The following is a 14,073-nucleotide window of genomic DNA, read 5'->3' on the forward strand; positions in this document are numbered from 1 at the left end:
GGGGCCGGGATGCGGTGAGGGTGGGAAGGGGGACGCGCGGCTGATGTCAGGAGGCGGGCGCGTTACGGCGTCGATCGGGGCCGGTGAGGACGACGCGCTCGGTCATCTCGGCCAGGCGTGAGGCGACGCGGTCGCCGAGCGCGGTGCGCAGCTCGGCTGTGGGGAGGTTGGTGGTGATGAGGGTGGGGAGCATGTGCTCGTACCGGTGGTTGATCAGCCGGTAGGTCAGCTCCTCGGTCCACTCACTGGTCTTGGCCGCGCCGAGGTCGTCCAGGATCAGCAGTGGGCAGCGGGCCAGCGTCCGCAGGTCCCGTTCGCCGTCGTGGCCGGCGCGGGGGCGAAGCCGCGCGTGCAGGTCGGCGGAGGTGGTGGCCTCCCATCGCAGGCGGACGCCCCGGGTGAGGAGGGCGCGGACGGCGCCGTACGCCTGATGGGTCTTGCCCGTGCCGGTGGGACCGGCGATCAGCAGCGACGGACCCTCGGCGATTCCGGGTCCGCTGGGACCGGGGCGTCCAGCTTGGGCGATTTGGTCGGCCCAAGTGGTGATCCGCGGGTGATCGGCCAAGGCGCGACGGTAGCGGGCGGGGATACGAGCGTCCGCGAGTTCCAGGGCTGTGACGGGCTCAGCCGGTGGCTCCTCCGCCATGACACCGGGGGCGATGCCCCGGTCGGCCAGGATCGTGGTGAGCCGGTCGGTAAGCGGACCGACTTGGCGGGGTTCTCGTGCGAGGGTGACGGTCAGAGCTCATCTCCGTACGCGGCGACGACATCGGTGGGGTTCGTCCACGCCCGATGGGTGGCGGGCGCGGCCGCGGAGGCGGCGTTCATGACCTCGTGGACGAGGCTGGGCAGGACGCTCGGGGACAGCCCCTTGGCGCGATGGCGTTCGAGGGCGCCTCGTAGGTGTGCGGGTGCGATGCCCTCGTCGAGCAGCTTGCGCACCTGTCCGCCCAGTTGGTTGAGGAAGGCGTCCGGCGGGCGGTGGTTGCACGCCGCGACGTACTCGCGAAGGAGCTGCTTGGCCGAGACGGTGTCGGGCGCGGGGGTGCTTGCGCCCCCCGAAGGGGTACTTCCTAGATCCATGGTCCTAGGTCCTAGATCCGGGCGGTGAGGTTTCACCGACGGCTCCGGGTGTTCTGCGTGAGCCCTCACGGAGGACTCCATGAAACTGTCCTGACCTGTGGATTCTCCATTGACGCGCGGATTCGGCGCAGTCTCACGCGCAGCCTGTGCGCCCTCACGGAATCCTCCGTGAGGCGGCAGGGAGGGCTCCGTGACGCTGACCCTCGGGGTGTTCGGAGGGCCTCCGGCCGAGGCGCCGTGATGAGGGCAGGCAGGGAGGCGGCTCTTGCTCGGCCGGTTGATCTTCTGATGCAGGTGCCAGGTCACGATATGCAAGTAGCGCTTCTCGTCCGGGCTCTTGTAGCGGCAGATCAGTCCGGCGTCAGCCAGCTGGGCGAGGTCCGTCTCGACATCGGACGGGGTGTGCTCCGGCCGCAGGACCCACAGTTGGCCCGCGATGATCGCGGCGTGGTCGCGGTGTCGGCCCTGGTCGTCGGCCTGGGTGAGCAGGCCGAGGAAGGTCCGCTCCGCGGTCAGGGAGACGGCGGCCAGGGACTCGGAGACGAAGGCTTCGGGCTTGATGGTGCGGATTCGTGCCAAGAGGGGCGGTTCCTCACTCGGTTGCAGGTGGGCGGGCGCCCACGGGATCACCGTCGATCGTGGCGGTACGGGCGTCAGGGGGACCGGTCGACGGCTCGGGGGCGCGCTGGTAGCCGCTCGCGCTCCCTGGGGGGTGTCGTCAACACAGCCATACTCAGGCCGCGCAAGTCCAGCCCAATCCCGCGAAATCTCTCACGGCAGAAGGCTGCCGAAAAGGCAGGCGGTAAAAGGCGGTCTCAAAATTGTAGGGCACGATCGGCGGCTGACGAAATAGTTGCCCCGGACGCCGAGCCAGAAGCATCACAGTGGGAAGCCGTTGACGTGTCGCCGACGGGGAAGCTACAACACAACTCCCCACGTCAGAGCATCCTTGGAGCGTCTTCGATGGCCCGTCCCGACCTTCTCGAACCGCTGTGCAGGGAGCCACGGGAGCGCAATATAGACCACGATCGCCGGTTACCCAAACCGGCGAACCGGCGCTTCAATTGAAGTTATGCCCAAACGTTCATGGGAAATCGGTCCTGCAGAAATGCAGGCCGCCCGATCCATCGAAATCCTGCGCAGCGAAATCGGCCTTTCGCAACGTCGGCCGGCCTGTCGCGTGACCGCTCCCGGCCACCTGATGTCCAACATCACGTTGTCCGGCGTCGAACGCCTCCAACGACGCTGCGACGTCAACGACCTCATCGTGATCGCCGAAACCCTCCTCGTCTTGCCTCTCGTGCTCCCGCAGAGGCCGACCGCCACGTGACGATTGCCGCCCAGCGACACCGACCGAGCAATCCCCCAACCGAGTGAGGACCCGCCCTTCTTGAGCCATTCCGAGATACCGCCCGCCCTCGTGCGCCACCTTCCTGCCAACGAGGGCGGCGCCCCCTTGCCCCGCCTCTACCGCCCCGAGGAAATCGCCGAAGCCCTCGGCTGCTCCGCCTGGTGGGTCAAGGACCGTGCCCGGCGCCGACTCATCCCGCACACCCGCGTCGGTCGCTCCTACCGCTTCACCGCCCCACACCTCGCCGAGATCATCCGCCTCCACGAAGAGCGTCCGAAACGATTCCTCAGCAACGCGCCGACCGACCCAACGGTAACAAGTCCTCCCGCTGCCCGAACTCGTTCCACCCAGGCTTCTCGGCCGACTACGGCCGCGATGACGGCACGTCTGCGGGCCCGGCCACCACGCCGCACCCAGTACGAGACCGTCGTGTAGCGCGCCCGCGCCCATCCACAGACCAAGAGCGAACAGAGTGAGGGAAGTTGGGCTTCGCGGAGAAGCGTGGGAACTACTGGCGCGGCCGGTACAAGACGGCGCCCGGCAAGCACCTCACGGTCGTCGACGACAACGGCAAGGCCATCCGCTTCGCCACCAAAGGCGAGGCCCAGCGCGCCGCGAGCGAGGCGGAGAACAAATACCGGCGAGGTGACTGGCGCGACCCGGCACTCGGGCAGGAGACCTTCGGCGAGTACGCGAACCGCTGGTACGCGGCCCAGGACCTCGCCGCCTCGACCATGCAGAACTACAAGCGCCACATCGAGGAGCACCTGCTCCCCGACTTCGAGGACAAGGCGCTCGCCGGCATCCTGCGCACGGATGTCGACCTCTGGGAGAAGAAGGAGAGGGCCGTCTACGCGACCTCCAGCGTCAAGACCTGGCGCTCGACGCTCCACCTGATCTTCGAGGACGCGATCGACGAGGGTCTGATCACGTCCAACCCGGCCACCAGGCGACGCGGACGCGGCAAGCGCGCCGGCCGCTCCCGTGACCGCGGCCCGGAGAAGGTCGTCACTGATCCGCTCGGCATCCTGCTGACCGCCGAGCGCGCCGCCCTGCTCTCCGGCCGCGACGACGAGTTCGTCGCCGTGGTCCTCAAGGGGTACACGGGCATGCGCTGGGGCGAGATCGTCGGCTTGGAGACCGCGTTCGTCCGCCCTGGAGCCGTCCGGGTCGAGTGGCAGCTGTACGAGCTCGACACGGGGGAGCTGGTGCGCTGCCCGCCGAAGGACGACAGCTACCGCACCATCGACTCGATGGACTGGCTGTCGGCGCTGGTTGCCGACCACATCGCCCGTACGAAGCCCAAGCCGTGCCCCTGCCACGAGAAGACCTACGTCTTCCGAGGGCAAGGTGCGGCGCGCACGGGCGGTCACCAGGGCGCGAAGCTCGTCGACGTCGCGCGTCGTGCCAGCGTTTCGACCGGCACGGTGTCCAACGTCCTCAACCACCCCGAACGCGTCGCCGAGGCCACGCGAGAGAAGGTCGAGCAGGCCATCGCGGACCTCCGGTTCGTCCGGGGCGGCGTCGTGCCGGAGCATGCCGCCCACTGGCGCAGGAACGGTTTCGCGACCTGGCTGTTCACGCCGGCGGTCTCCGGCTGGTACCCGAAGAAGGCACCGCAGGAGCCACGACCCGTGCCGGTGCTCGGCGAGCCCTGGCCTGGCATTCCGGCAAGAGGCCGAGGCGCCAGCGAGCGCGCCGACGCCTGCTGGCTCCCCGTCGCTAAGGGCCTCACGCCTCACGGCCTTCGCCACACCCACCGGACACTGATGGAGGAACTCGGCACCGAGAAGGTCCTTATGGATGAGCGGATGGGCCACATCGACGGCTCGGTCTCGGCGCGGTACGCCCATGTCACCCACGGTATGCGTGGACGGCTCATGGCTGGCCTGACCGAGCAGTGGGAAGCGGCCCTCAACGCCCGTACGACCATGGGTCCTACGTCGCCGGTGCGGGTCCTTAACGATCTCCTGAGGGCGCGTCTGGCTGTGGAACAGCAAGCAAGGGCGCAGTGAGGACCCCGGCTCCGCGCAGGCGTCGGAGCGCAGGCGAGCTCGGATTCTGGCCTACCGGTCGAGGATGCCCCGTTTAGTTGTATGGAGGCGGCAGGCTGCTACGGCGATGACTGGTGGCCCTCCCGCAGCAGCACGGACAGGATCCGCTCGGCCTCGGCAGCGTCCGCGATGTCCAGAGCCCGACGCGCGCCGCCCACACTGAGCTCCAGTCGCCGCACCAGGCCCTGCCTTTGCAGGGTGGCCAGAACGGCCGCAACTCGACCCGCCTGAAGCCCCGGCAGCGCCACCGCGACTGCGTCGCGGCCTGGCACGAGAGACACTCCAGTGGTCACCCCTTCGTCAAGGAGCCTGCGGGCCAGCCGCCAGAGCACCATTGGGTCCTCATCCTCGATGATGAGCCACTCGCGGTCCTCCTCAGGCGCGATGGCCATCAGGCGAGGCTCGCGGGGCAGCGCGCTCTCGTCGGCAGCGAGTCCGTAGTGCCTGCCGTGCACTGGCGCGCTGCTCAGCACACGCCACTGAATCTGCAAGGCGCTCGCGTCCGCTTCCACGTGGAAGGGCAGAGAGTTGCCGGGGGGTGCTTTTTTAGGGGCCCGGGGCTCCGGCCTTTCCGGGTGAGCGGCGGTGAAAGAGGAGAGCGACGACGGCACCGATGCGCGCAGGTAAGGGGACAGAACGCGGTGCAGCGCCTCACCCGGATGCGGTGCCCGCGGTTCCAACGGCGGGCGGGTCAGCTCTGCAGCGAGCAGGTCCAGTCCCTCGGCCACCAGTGGGGTTCCTCCCATCTCGGCGAGCTGGGCTAGGGTCGAGGCGAGGTCCCGCCACTCACCTCGGCGCCGGGCGAGCCATGCGTCGATGGTTAGGACGTCGATCCGGGCTGGGCCGTCCTCATGGCGGTTCCCGGTCACTTGCCGCCACTGACCGGCCTGTTCTAGATTGCCGCGCCGACATGCGAGATAGGCCACCGCGAGATCGAGGAGCGGAGTACCTCGGACGGCGGGTTCATCCCACCAAACCCGCTCCACGACGGCGGCCCAGCTCCACTCTCCGAGCCGCAGTGCCTCAAGCAAGGTGAAACCCGAGTCCGCTACAGGGCGGACCTCCACCGGGCCCTGCGGCCGACGCTCGGCGGGCTGCAGGGCGAACAGAGCCCCCTCCGGTACCAGCGTGCACACCGGCCGCCGACGGCCGCCGCCGATCTGCAGGACGGCGGGGCCGCCCTGCGGGATGGCCACCGTCGCGGCCCTGCCCGTCGCCATGTCCGCTGGGTCCTGCACTGTCCAGCGGCCGTCCGGCTCCCGTCCCCAGAGCCGGATCCAGCCGCTCGCGGCCCGGCCAGGCTTCTTGGCGTCTGTGCTCTTGCCGGTTGCGCGCCGTGCGGAGAGCACGGCCTGCTGGGTGCGGCCACCGGTTACCACGACGGGCTGGACAGATAGGTAGGGTGACCAGCCGTGTACCAGGCACCGTTCCTCGTGTGGGATATCCACCGGGGTCGGTATCCCCGCGCGCAGCGGGACGCGCGCCAGCCGGCGGTTGACGCGATCGAGGACCTCGGCTGCGCCGACGACCGTGCCCAGTGCGGCACCAGGCACCACGGGAGCCACGATGTCGACGTGTGCCGTAGCAACGCTCATAGCTCCTGTACCTCCACTGTCCGCGCACGGCAGGGCGCCTGCATCCAGACGTCGTCGCCACGGCCCCGGAAGCGACCGTCGGCGAACGACACCTCAACTCGCGCCGGGCCGATGGGGCCGTGCCCGATCCAGGGTTCTGGCTTCGGCGGGCGGGACGCGTACACCTTCCGGTGCTCTTGGTCCATGAGCGTCCACTCAGCGTCGGACAGCGACTCCCCGGGCGAGGTGTCGAAGTGGAAGGGCACCGAGGGAGCCTTATCGAACGAGAAGAGAACGCCGCCCGCGCTCGTGCTCAATGAGGAGAAGTCACAGTGCTGTTCCGGCATGTCGAGGTCATCAGGCTGCAGCCCCGGCCAGGCCATGAGCTCGCGCACGAACTTCCCGACGGTCTCTGTGGTCACCGCCCAGTTTTCGCCCGTGGAGTCCGAGTCGGGTGTCAGCAAGGCACGCAGGACCGCTTCGGTGAAACGAGTGACCCCTCCAAGCGGGCCGTGTGCCTTGGTGCCCGGGAGGGTGGAGTGGACGACGACTCTGTCGCGGGGGCGCGGCCGGCGTGGGGGCGTCAACAGATGTGTGGCACGCACGTCCCCCTCCTCGTACAGCTGCTCCGGAGCGAAACGGCAGGCGTCGACGAAGAAGCACTGGACTCGGGCGCTGTTTCTCTCCATGCCCTCCACTAGGACGCGAAGGTCCACCGCGGTGCGGAAGTAGTCCCGCACGTTCTCACCGGTGTCTTGGAGCAGCAGAATCTGCGAGCCTCTTCCGACCTGGATCCCGTGGCCGCAGAAAAAGAACAGCGCCACGTTGTCCGGGTGGCTGTCGCACCTGTCGTACCAGGCATCGAAGGCTTCTTCCACCCCCGCGAGAGTGGCTGACCTGAGCGTCACCTCACTGCCGTCGTCGCTCTTGAGGACCATCTCCTCGTCGGCCGAGGCGACTGCTTCGAGGCTGCCGAGTGACATTCCACCGGGCAGGTCCCGAAACCCTTCGAGTAGTCCCTCGCACAACGCACGCGCGGACGCCGGAGGAGAAGCCAGCTGAGTGAACTCCTTGGAAAGGCGGTCGCCCTTGCGGCCCTTCACGTACCGTGCTCCGCCGCGGAACCAGTCATACGCGCCGACACCGATCACCAGCGCATGTGCGGCAGGTCCCGCGAGGCCACTCTCCCAAACCGTGGTCATGTCGGCTGTCCCACCCTGCGCGCCAGCCGCGAGTGGAAGTCGCAGGATGTGAGATAGCCCGTGTGCGCCCACCAAGCGCCGGTTCGGAAGACCACGTCCTCCGCACCGGCGAAGACCGGCGCTGCCGCGAACGCCAGCGGGTCGGATCGGTCCAGGACGTTGAGCCAGCGGCCTACGTTCGGCGGCGCAGCGGCCTTGGGGCGATACGCGTTCGGCACCTTGTGGTCGCTGGACGCGAAGAGTTTGAGCTCCTCGAAGAGGCCAACCTGGGTGCCTACCGTCACCAGTAGATCTATTCGCACATCGGGCCGGAAAGCGGACAGCACGTCATGGACGATGTTCCCGCCCATGCTGTGGGCGAGTATCACCAGCGGTTCCCCACGTAGCGCGGCGTCCCGCGCCGCCTCGTCGATGGAGCCGGCAATTCGCTCCACGATCCGCCCGGGCGCATCGAGCGTGCCGCGCTCAGCGAAGTACCCCATGACGTCACCCATCAGCAGAGCCAACGGGCGGGCGGCCCAGCGACGGACGCCGGCGGCCAAGGGGCGCGTGCGGGTAGAGACGTGGAGGGCACGCAGCCGATGGACCGCGCGGATGGCGCGTGCGGGGGGGGCCACCTTCGAGAGCGAAGCTCTCCCACTGCCTCGGGCTGGCCACTGCAGTGCCGCAGTCCGTGCGCCGCTCCCAGTCGGCGACCTCGTCATGGAGGCGGTCGAGGAACTCGTCATCCTCCTTGACGTCTTTTAGCCAGGCGAAGAAGGCCACGCCGTCACCCCGGGCGCCCTCGCCGGTCTTCTCAGCCCAGTACGCGGTGGCCCGCGCACAGAAGGCCACCAAATCCGCGAGGGCGCCCGGCTCGGATCCTTCGTCGTCGCTGCCCGCCAACGCGAGTAGATCGATCGCCCGCTGCAACGATAGGTGGGCGGTCGCCGTCAGGACCTGCTCGGTGTCTCGCTCTTCCGGCCCCGTGGCGGCGTCCGCCAGAGCTTCGGTGATGGCCTCCTCCAGCGGCTCCTCGCTGCCCAACGACTCCACCTCGTCCGGGGCCAGCGAGGCCCACCCCCAGGCCGGGTCTGCGACGAGCTCGCCCCACCGGGGACTGGACAACAGAGCACCCGGAGAGTGGCCGGTCGCGGGGAGGAGATGTCGGCGCAGCAGTTCATCGCGCAGAGCAGCAGAGCGCCCCGCAACATCGGCCTTCCGGTTTCCGATGCCATGTACGTGTACCAGTGCCACCGTGCCCCCCGACTCCCACTCATCGACACTTCATTGTGCGACATGGGCGGTTCCTGAGTGACCTGTCCACAGATTCGTCCACCACTCTGGCGCGACAGTTAGTGCAGCATCAAGTTCCGCCTCGGTTTGTGGGCCGAGTGGGGACTGGGCGCGGGACACGCTCTCTCGTGGGGTGCACGCTCATCTGGTCAGCGAGATGCTCCCGCGCTGCCTCACAGGGTGGTGGTGGAGGCATCGGAGCGAGCTCTGCGTGGCCACTCGGCAGAAGGCGAGGTAGCGAGTGTCCTGGTCGGGACCGCGCTGAGGGATGAAGGCAGCGAGTTCGTTGAGCACTCATCCGTGCCGGTCGTCTCTGGCGCGGACGGCGTCCAGGGTGATCGCTTCGCTCTGGAAGCACGTGTCTGCTTCGAAGAGCCGACTGGGAGCAGACTCTCCTACTCGGCTCCCAAACGGCTCCCAGACTGGCCCCCCGGAACCACTCAGGGGCCCGACCCGCTAAGCGGATCAGGCCCCTGACCTGGTACTTCAGCGTCGGGGTGGCGGGATTTGAACCCACGACCTCTTCGTCCCGAACGAAGCGCGCTGCCAAGCTGCGCTACACCCCGATGTCGCTGTTGTTCCGGCGACATCGATTACTTTAGCCCACCGCTGGCCGGAGACGAAATCCGGTTTAGGGGCCCCGGGGCGTCCACCCGGGCCTGCTGGGCCCGGTCAGGCACGGCCGGTCAGCTGCGGGCGGCGGTCAAGGTCAGCAAGGTCGCTTCCGGGGGGCAGGCGAAGCGGACGGGGGTGTAGCGGCTGGTGCCGCAGCCCGCGGAGACGTGGAGGTACGCCGTGTGGTCCGGCGTGTGGTGGGTGGAGACGCCCTTGACGCGGTCCGTGTCCAGGTCGCAGTTGGTGACCAGCGCGCCGTAGAAGGGGATGCAGACCTGGCCGCCGTGGGTGTGGCCCGCCAGGATCAGGGGGTAGCCGTCGGCCGTGAAGGCGTCCAGGGCGCGCAGGTACGGGGCGTGGACCACGCCGATCGAGAGGTCCGCGTCCGGGGCGGGGCCGCCCGCGACGCGCTCGTACCTGTCCCGCTTGATGTGCGGGTCGTCGACGCCGGTGAAGGCGATCTCGTGGCCGTCGATCTTCAGCCGGCCGCGGGCGTTGTTCAGGCCCACCCAGCCCGCCTCGTCGAAGGCGTCGCGCAGCGGCTCCCACGGGTTGTGCACCACGGAGACGGCCGGGGCGTTGCCGTTCAGGCCGTGGCGGCCCTGGGCCTTCTCGAAGAGATAGCGGACCGGGTTGCGGAGCGTCGGGCCGTAGTAGTCGTTCGAGCCGAAGACGTACACGCCCGGGTACTCCATCAGCGGGCCCAGCGCGTCCAGCACCTCCGGCACGCCCTCCGGGTCGGAGAGGTTGTCGCCGGTGTTCACGACGAAGTCGGGGCGCAGCCCGGCCAGCGACTGGAGCCAGCGCTGCTTCTTGCGCTGTCCGCTCACCATGTGGATGTCGGAGACCTGGAGGACGCGAAGATCACGCATACCGCGCGGCAGCACCGGTACGGAGATTCTCCGCAGCCGGAAGGAGCGGGCTTCGAATCCGGCGGCGTAGGCGAGGCCGGCCGCCCCGACAGCTGCGATACCGGCGGTGACTTTGAGGGGAACCCCGTAGCGTGCGCGCATGCGCCCATGGTCGCAGACGCGCCGGGTGTCAGTGATCCACGGGGCGGTTATCCACAGGCGGGGAAATCCGCGGGCGGCCACCTCGGCGCACCTGCCACACTTGGCCCCATGACCAGCCTTAAGTCCAGACTGAAGGAAGACCTCACCGAGGCCATCAGGGCGCGGGACGAGCTCCGCTCGGCCACGCTCCGGCTCACCCTCACCGCGATCACCAAGGCGGAGGTCTCGGGCACGTCGGCGCGCGAGCTCTCCGACGACGAGGTGCAGAAGGTGATCGCGAAGGAGGCGAAGAAGCGCCGCGAGGCGGCCGAGGCGTTCGCCCAGGGCGGCCGTGAGAAGCAGGCCGAGCGCGAGAAGGCCGAGGGCGTGCTGCTCGACGCGTATCTGCCGAAGCAGCTCACCGACGAGGAGCTGGCCGGGATCGTGGCGCAGGCCGTCGCGGAGGCGAAGGCCGCGGGTGCCGAGGGGCCGCGGGCGATGGGCGCGGTCATGAAGATCGTGAACCCGAAGGTGGCCGGTCTCGCCGACGGCGGCCGGGTGGCGGCCCTCGTGAAGCAGTCGCTCGCCGGCTAGATCCGGCCCGGTCCGTCGGCGGTCGCGCGGGGACTGCGGCCGAGCCGGCAGCCTGGGCTGATGTCTCTGGGGGCGGGGGACGGCGACGGTGTGCCGCCCGTACCGCGCCGGTGGGGGGCCCGCGTGTGGGGGGCCCACCCTCCGGTCGGTTACGCGGTCAGAAGCGCGGGGCGCGGTTACGGGAAGGCATCGCCGCCGCCGTTCCCGTTGCCGCCGCCGTTACGGCCGCCGCCGAAGAAGTCGAAGCCGCCGCCCGGCTTCCCGTCGCCGTTGCCGCCGTTCCCGTTGCCGCCATTGCCGTTGCCGCTGTTGCCGCCGCCGTTCCCGTTGCCGCCGTTGTCGGAGCCGCCGTTGCCGTCGCCCGGGTTGTCCCGGTCCCGGCCCTTTTCCTTGTCCTTCTGCGCGTCCGGGATGTTGATGGTGTTGAAGGTCGGCGCCTCCTTCCCCTCCAGCGCCCCGGTGACCGCGTCCTTCCAGATCGGCCCCGGCACCTGACCACCGAACACCTTGTCGTGGTAGGTGCCGCCGATGGTGATGTTCTCCATCTCGACCTGCTGGGAGGGGCTGCCGACCCAGACCGCGCCGGACAGGTTCGGGGTGTAGCCGACGAACCAGGCGTTCTTCCTGAGGTCCGTCGTACCCGTCTTGCCCGCGTTGTCGCGGCTGGTCAGACCGGCCGACTCACCGGTACCGGAGTCGACCACACCCTTGAGCAGGGTGTTGATCGTGTCGGCGGTCTTCTCGCTCATCGCCCGCGAGCAGCTCGTCTTCGGAACCTTGAGGCTGTCGCCTCCCGCCGTCTTGATCGAGGAGATGGCGATCGGCGTGCAGTACGTGCCGCGGTTCGCGTAGGCGGCGTACGCGCTGGCCATCCGCAGCGGTGAGATGCCCTGCGAGCCCAGGGTCAGGGCGGACGGCGCCTCGGGGAGCTTCTTGCCGTCACCCTGGACGACGCCCAGCTTGGAGATCGTCTCCGTCACCGGGCAGAGTCCGATTTGCCCTATCATCTGCACGAAGTAGGTGTTGACCGAGAGGGCCATCGCCTCCTTCAGCGCGTACGGACCGACCTCGGACTCGTTCTCGTTCTCGGCCGTGTCGCCGCCGGTGTTGACCCACGGCTTGCCGCTGCACGTCTGGATCGAGGCCGGGTACGGCATCTGGTACGGCGACGGGTACGACTGCGTCGGCGGGACCCCGCGCTCGATCGCCGCCGTCGCGAGGAACGGCTTGAACGTCGAACCGGTCGGGAAGCCGTAGTTCGAGCCGCCCATCCCGTGGTCGACCGAGAGGTTGATCTGGGTCTCGTTCTTCCCGAAGCCGTACGGCTTGGACTGGCCCATGCCCAGGATCTTGCCGGTGCCCGGCTCGACCAGGGTCACAGCCGTCGCGACCTTGTCGCTCTTGTTGACGTGGCTCTTGATCGACGCCTGCACCGAGGACTGGGCCTGCGGGTCCAGCGTCGTACGGATCGTCAGACCGCCCTGGCTCCAGACCTTGGCGCGCTCCTCGCGGCTCTTGCCGAAGACCGGGTTGGTCAGGAAGGCCTCGCGCACGTAGTCGCAGAAGAAGCCCGCCCCGCTGACCGCCGTGATGCAGCCGTTCTCCGGGCGGCTCACCTTCAACTCGATCGGCGCGGCCTTGGCACGGTCCGCCTCCGCCGCCGAGATGTCGCCGACGGTGGCCATCCGCTGGAGGACGGTGTTGCGCCGCTTGGTCGCCTCTTCCTCGTCGTTGATCGGGTCGTAACGGGTCGGCGACTGGACGGTGCCCGCGAGGAGGGCCGCCTCTTCCAGCTTCAGGTCCTTGGCGGACTTGGAGAAGTAGCGCTGCGACGCCGCCTCGATCCCGTACGCCGACTGCCCGAAGTACGTGATGTTCAGGTAGTTCTCGAGGATCTTCTTCTTGCCCAGCTCCTCCTCGACCTGGATCGCGTACTTCAGTTCCTGGATCTTGCGGCCCAGGGTCTGCTGGGTGGCCTGCGCGACCTTGTCCGGGTCGTCGCCGGCCTCCTCGACGAACACGTTCTTCACGTACTGCTGCGTCAGGGTCGAGGCGCCCTCCGCGACGCCGCCCGACTGCGCGTTGCGGTTGACCGCGCGCAGTACACCCTTGAGGTCGACGGCCCCGTGCTCGTAGAAGCGCGAGTCCTCGATCGCGACGATCGCCTTCTGCATGTACGGGGAGATCTGCTTGAGCGGCACGACGGTACGGTCGCGGAAATAGACGGTGGCGATGCGGCCACCCTGGGCGTCCAGGATCGTGGTGCGCTGACTCAGCGGCGGAGTCTTGAGGTTGGCGGGGATTTCGTCGAACCCCTCGACCGACCCCTTCGCCGCGAGTCCCAGCGCGCCGAAGGCCGGCAGCGCGATTCCGGCGAGGACCGCTCCCGCCAGCACACTGACACCGAGGAACTTGGCGGCCTGCTGGGTCCCGGTCAGACCCCCGCCCGAGCGCTTCTTTGGCATGAGGGCAGCCTACGTTCTCAATCGCCGGACACGCGTCAAGGCTCTGGCCTAAGCTGTCCCCAACTGTCACAGCAGTGCGGTCATGCATCAAGGGCCCTCGATGAACTTCCCGTGAACCCGAAACGTGAGAAGTGATGTCCGAATCACCCCGATACGCTGTCGGACGTCCGTTGTGACTCGACTGAAATAACCCGACTCTTTTGGATTGTTCCTTTATGCCCTGGGGTCACTCCCCTGGGTGATCTGCCGCGTACGCATAGTCCGTTCGGGCCATTCAAGATTGGGCCCGAAGGGGGTGTTGCGCTGTGCCCGCCTTCCGTAACGTCCTCAACTGGCAACGGTGAATATGCCGCTGCCGCCGTGGGGGAGCCTCGATTCGGGAGAGGACGGCGCCGGCATGGGCTGGGTAACCGACTGGAGTGCGCAGGCAGCTTGCCGCACTACCGATCCAGATGAACTGTTCGTACAGGGTGCGGCGCAGAACAGGGCCAAGGCGGTGTGCACCGGATGCCCGGTGCGGACCGAGTGCCTGGCAGACGCGCTCGACAACCGCGTCGAGTTCGGCGTGTGGGGCGGAATGACGGAGCGGGAGCGCCGCGCGTTGCTGCGCAGGCGTCCGACCGTCACTTCATGGCGCCGACTGCTGGAAACGGCGCGTACGGAGTACGAGCGCAGCGCGGGTCTGCTGCCCGTGGGCTTGGAGGATGACGAGACGTACGAGACCTACGCGGCGGTCGGGTAGATCCCTGGCCGTCCCGGTGCTGGGGCGGATGCGTTTCGGTCCCACCGATATCGAAACGGACTCCGCCCTGGCCGGGAGCCTGTCGGGAGCGCCGAGTGTGGCGTGCGGACGGGCGACCGCGAGGAA

Annotated in this window: 13 protein-coding genes and 1 tRNA gene; 5 read left to right on the forward strand and 9 right to left on the reverse strand. The window is 68.6% G+C overall.

The genetic code is table 11. The features are described 5' to 3' along the window. Positions 1 to 46 precede the first annotated feature (46 nt). Together ACFXKG_RS09530 and ACFXKG_RS09535 are read right to left on the reverse strand one after the other, a co-directional pair. Positions 47 to 646 carry an ATP-binding protein gene (locus ACFXKG_RS09530; RefSeq protein WP_384834892.1) on the reverse strand — a complete coding sequence of 200 codons (600 nt, stop codon included), beginning with the start codon at positions 644 to 646 and terminating at the stop codon, positions 47 to 49. A 92-nt stretch (positions 647 to 738) separates the two neighbouring features. Further along, positions 739 to 1,662 carry a hypothetical protein gene (locus tag ACFXKG_RS09535; protein WP_384834895.1) on the reverse strand — a complete coding sequence of 308 codons (924 nt, stop codon included), beginning with the start codon at positions 1,660 to 1,662 and terminating at the stop codon, positions 739 to 741. A gap of 493 nt (positions 1,663 to 2,155) precedes the next feature. On the opposite strand from ACFXKG_RS09535, the gene ACFXKG_RS09540 reads away from it, so the two are divergent. The 3 genes from ACFXKG_RS09540 (at position 2,156) to ACFXKG_RS09550 (ending at position 4,449) form a co-directional block, all read left to right on the forward strand. Further along, complete coding sequence (locus tag ACFXKG_RS09540) at positions 2,156 to 2,413, forward strand: XRE family transcriptional regulator (protein ID WP_384834898.1); 258 nt, start codon at positions 2,156 to 2,158, stop codon at positions 2,411 to 2,413. A 75-nt stretch (positions 2,414 to 2,488) separates the two neighbouring features. After that, complete coding sequence (locus ACFXKG_RS09545; RefSeq protein WP_384835276.1) at positions 2,489 to 2,869, forward strand: helix-turn-helix domain-containing protein; 381 nt, start codon at positions 2,489 to 2,491, stop codon at positions 2,867 to 2,869. Between the two features lie 47 nt (positions 2,870 to 2,916). Next, positions 2,917 to 4,449, forward strand: a complete 1,533-nt coding sequence (locus ACFXKG_RS09550; protein ID WP_384834901.1) for a LacI family DNA-binding transcriptional regulator — start codon at positions 2,917 to 2,919, stop codon at positions 4,447 to 4,449. A gap of 98 nt (positions 4,450 to 4,547) precedes the next feature. Here ACFXKG_RS09550 and ACFXKG_RS09555 read toward each other — a convergent pair whose 3' ends face one another. The 6 genes from ACFXKG_RS09555 to ACFXKG_RS09580 all read right to left on the reverse strand — a co-directional run bounded on the left by ACFXKG_RS09555 (position 4,548) and on the right by ACFXKG_RS09580 (position 10,167). Beyond that, positions 4,548 to 6,083, reverse strand: coding sequence for a hypothetical protein (locus tag ACFXKG_RS09555; protein WP_384834904.1), 1,536 nt, complete (start codon positions 6,081 to 6,083; stop codon positions 4,548 to 4,550). Beyond that, the gene (locus ACFXKG_RS09560) at positions 6,080 to 7,264 is read right to left on the reverse strand and encodes a caspase family protein (protein WP_384834907.1); all 1,185 of its coding nucleotides are present in this window, start codon (positions 7,262 to 7,264) and stop codon (positions 6,080 to 6,082) included. Before ACFXKG_RS09560 ends, ACFXKG_RS09555 begins: the two co-directional genes overlap by 4 nt. Continuing rightward, positions 7,261 to 7,758, reverse strand: a complete 498-nt coding sequence (locus ACFXKG_RS09565) for a hypothetical protein (protein ID WP_384834910.1) — start codon at positions 7,756 to 7,758, stop codon at positions 7,261 to 7,263. Before ACFXKG_RS09565 ends, ACFXKG_RS09560 begins: the two co-directional genes overlap by 4 nt. Further along, positions 7,751 to 8,290: a hypothetical protein gene (locus ACFXKG_RS09570; protein WP_384834913.1), complete on the reverse strand. Its 540-nt coding sequence runs from the start codon at positions 8,288 to 8,290 to the stop codon at positions 7,751 to 7,753. The genes ACFXKG_RS09565 and ACFXKG_RS09570 overlap by 8 nt, the downstream gene beginning before the upstream one ends. Before the next feature lie 741 nt (positions 8,291 to 9,031). Then, positions 9,032 to 9,105, reverse strand: a tRNA-Pro gene (locus tag ACFXKG_RS09575). A 120-nt stretch (positions 9,106 to 9,225) separates the two neighbouring features. Beyond that, positions 9,226 to 10,167: a metallophosphoesterase gene (locus tag ACFXKG_RS09580; protein WP_384834916.1), complete on the reverse strand. Its 942-nt coding sequence runs from the start codon at positions 10,165 to 10,167 to the stop codon at positions 9,226 to 9,228. A gap of 108 nt (positions 10,168 to 10,275) precedes the next feature. On the opposite strand from ACFXKG_RS09580, the gene ACFXKG_RS09585 reads away from it, so the two are divergent. Continuing rightward, positions 10,276 to 10,740 carry a GatB/YqeY domain-containing protein gene (locus ACFXKG_RS09585; protein ID WP_384834919.1) on the forward strand — a complete coding sequence of 155 codons (465 nt, stop codon included), beginning with the start codon at positions 10,276 to 10,278 and terminating at the stop codon, positions 10,738 to 10,740. A 176-nt stretch (positions 10,741 to 10,916) separates the two neighbouring features. Here ACFXKG_RS09585 and ACFXKG_RS09590 read toward each other — a convergent pair whose 3' ends face one another. Continuing rightward, positions 10,917 to 13,205, reverse strand: a complete 2,289-nt coding sequence (locus tag ACFXKG_RS09590; protein ID WP_384834922.1) for a transglycosylase domain-containing protein — start codon at positions 13,203 to 13,205, stop codon at positions 10,917 to 10,919. A gap of 397 nt (positions 13,206 to 13,602) precedes the next feature. Here ACFXKG_RS09590 and ACFXKG_RS09595 point away from each other — a divergent pair, with 397 nt between their 5' ends. Beyond that, a complete protein-coding gene (locus tag ACFXKG_RS09595; protein WP_030353248.1) occupies positions 13,603 to 13,947 on the forward strand; it encodes a WhiB family transcriptional regulator in 345 nt (114 codons plus the stop codon). Positions 13,948 to 14,073: the final 126 nt, after the last annotated feature.

This window comes from Streptomyces sp. NPDC059255, assembly GCF_042752355.1.
GTDB lineage: Bacteria > Actinomycetota > Actinomycetes > Streptomycetales > Streptomycetaceae > Streptomyces.

What these genes read in the sequence shown, in the direction of transcription:
- ACFXKG_RS09565 (WP_384834910.1), bottom strand. Translation starts at nt 7,758, where the DNA reads ATGGGTGACGTCATGGGGTACTTCGCTGAGCGCGGCACGCTCGATGCG.
- ACFXKG_RS09580 (WP_384834916.1), bottom strand. Translation starts at nt 10,167, where the DNA reads ATGCGCGCACGCTACGGGGTTCCCCTCAAAGTCACCGCCGGTATCGCA.
- ACFXKG_RS09530 (WP_384834892.1), bottom strand. Translation starts at nt 646, where the DNA reads ATGGCGGAGGAGCCACCGGCTGAGCCCGTCACAGCCCTGGAACTCGCG.
- ACFXKG_RS09585 (WP_384834919.1), top strand. Translation starts at nt 10,276, where the DNA reads ATGACCAGCCTTAAGTCCAGACTGAAGGAAGACCTCACCGAGGCCATC.
- ACFXKG_RS09595 (WP_030353248.1), top strand. Translation starts at nt 13,603, where the DNA reads ATGGGCTGGGTAACCGACTGGAGTGCGCAGGCAGCTTGCCGCACTACC.
- ACFXKG_RS09590 (WP_384834922.1), bottom strand. Translation starts at nt 13,205, where the DNA reads ATGCCAAAGAAGCGCTCGGGCGGGGGTCTGACCGGGACCCAGCAGGCC.
- ACFXKG_RS09555 (WP_384834904.1), bottom strand. Translation starts at nt 6,083, where the DNA reads ATGAGCGTTGCTACGGCACACGTCGACATCGTGGCTCCCGTGGTGCCT.
- ACFXKG_RS09540 (WP_384834898.1), top strand. Translation starts at nt 2,156, where the DNA reads ATGCCCAAACGTTCATGGGAAATCGGTCCTGCAGAAATGCAGGCCGCC.
- ACFXKG_RS09560 (WP_384834907.1), bottom strand. Translation starts at nt 7,264, where the DNA reads ATGACCACGGTTTGGGAGAGTGGCCTCGCGGGACCTGCCGCACATGCG.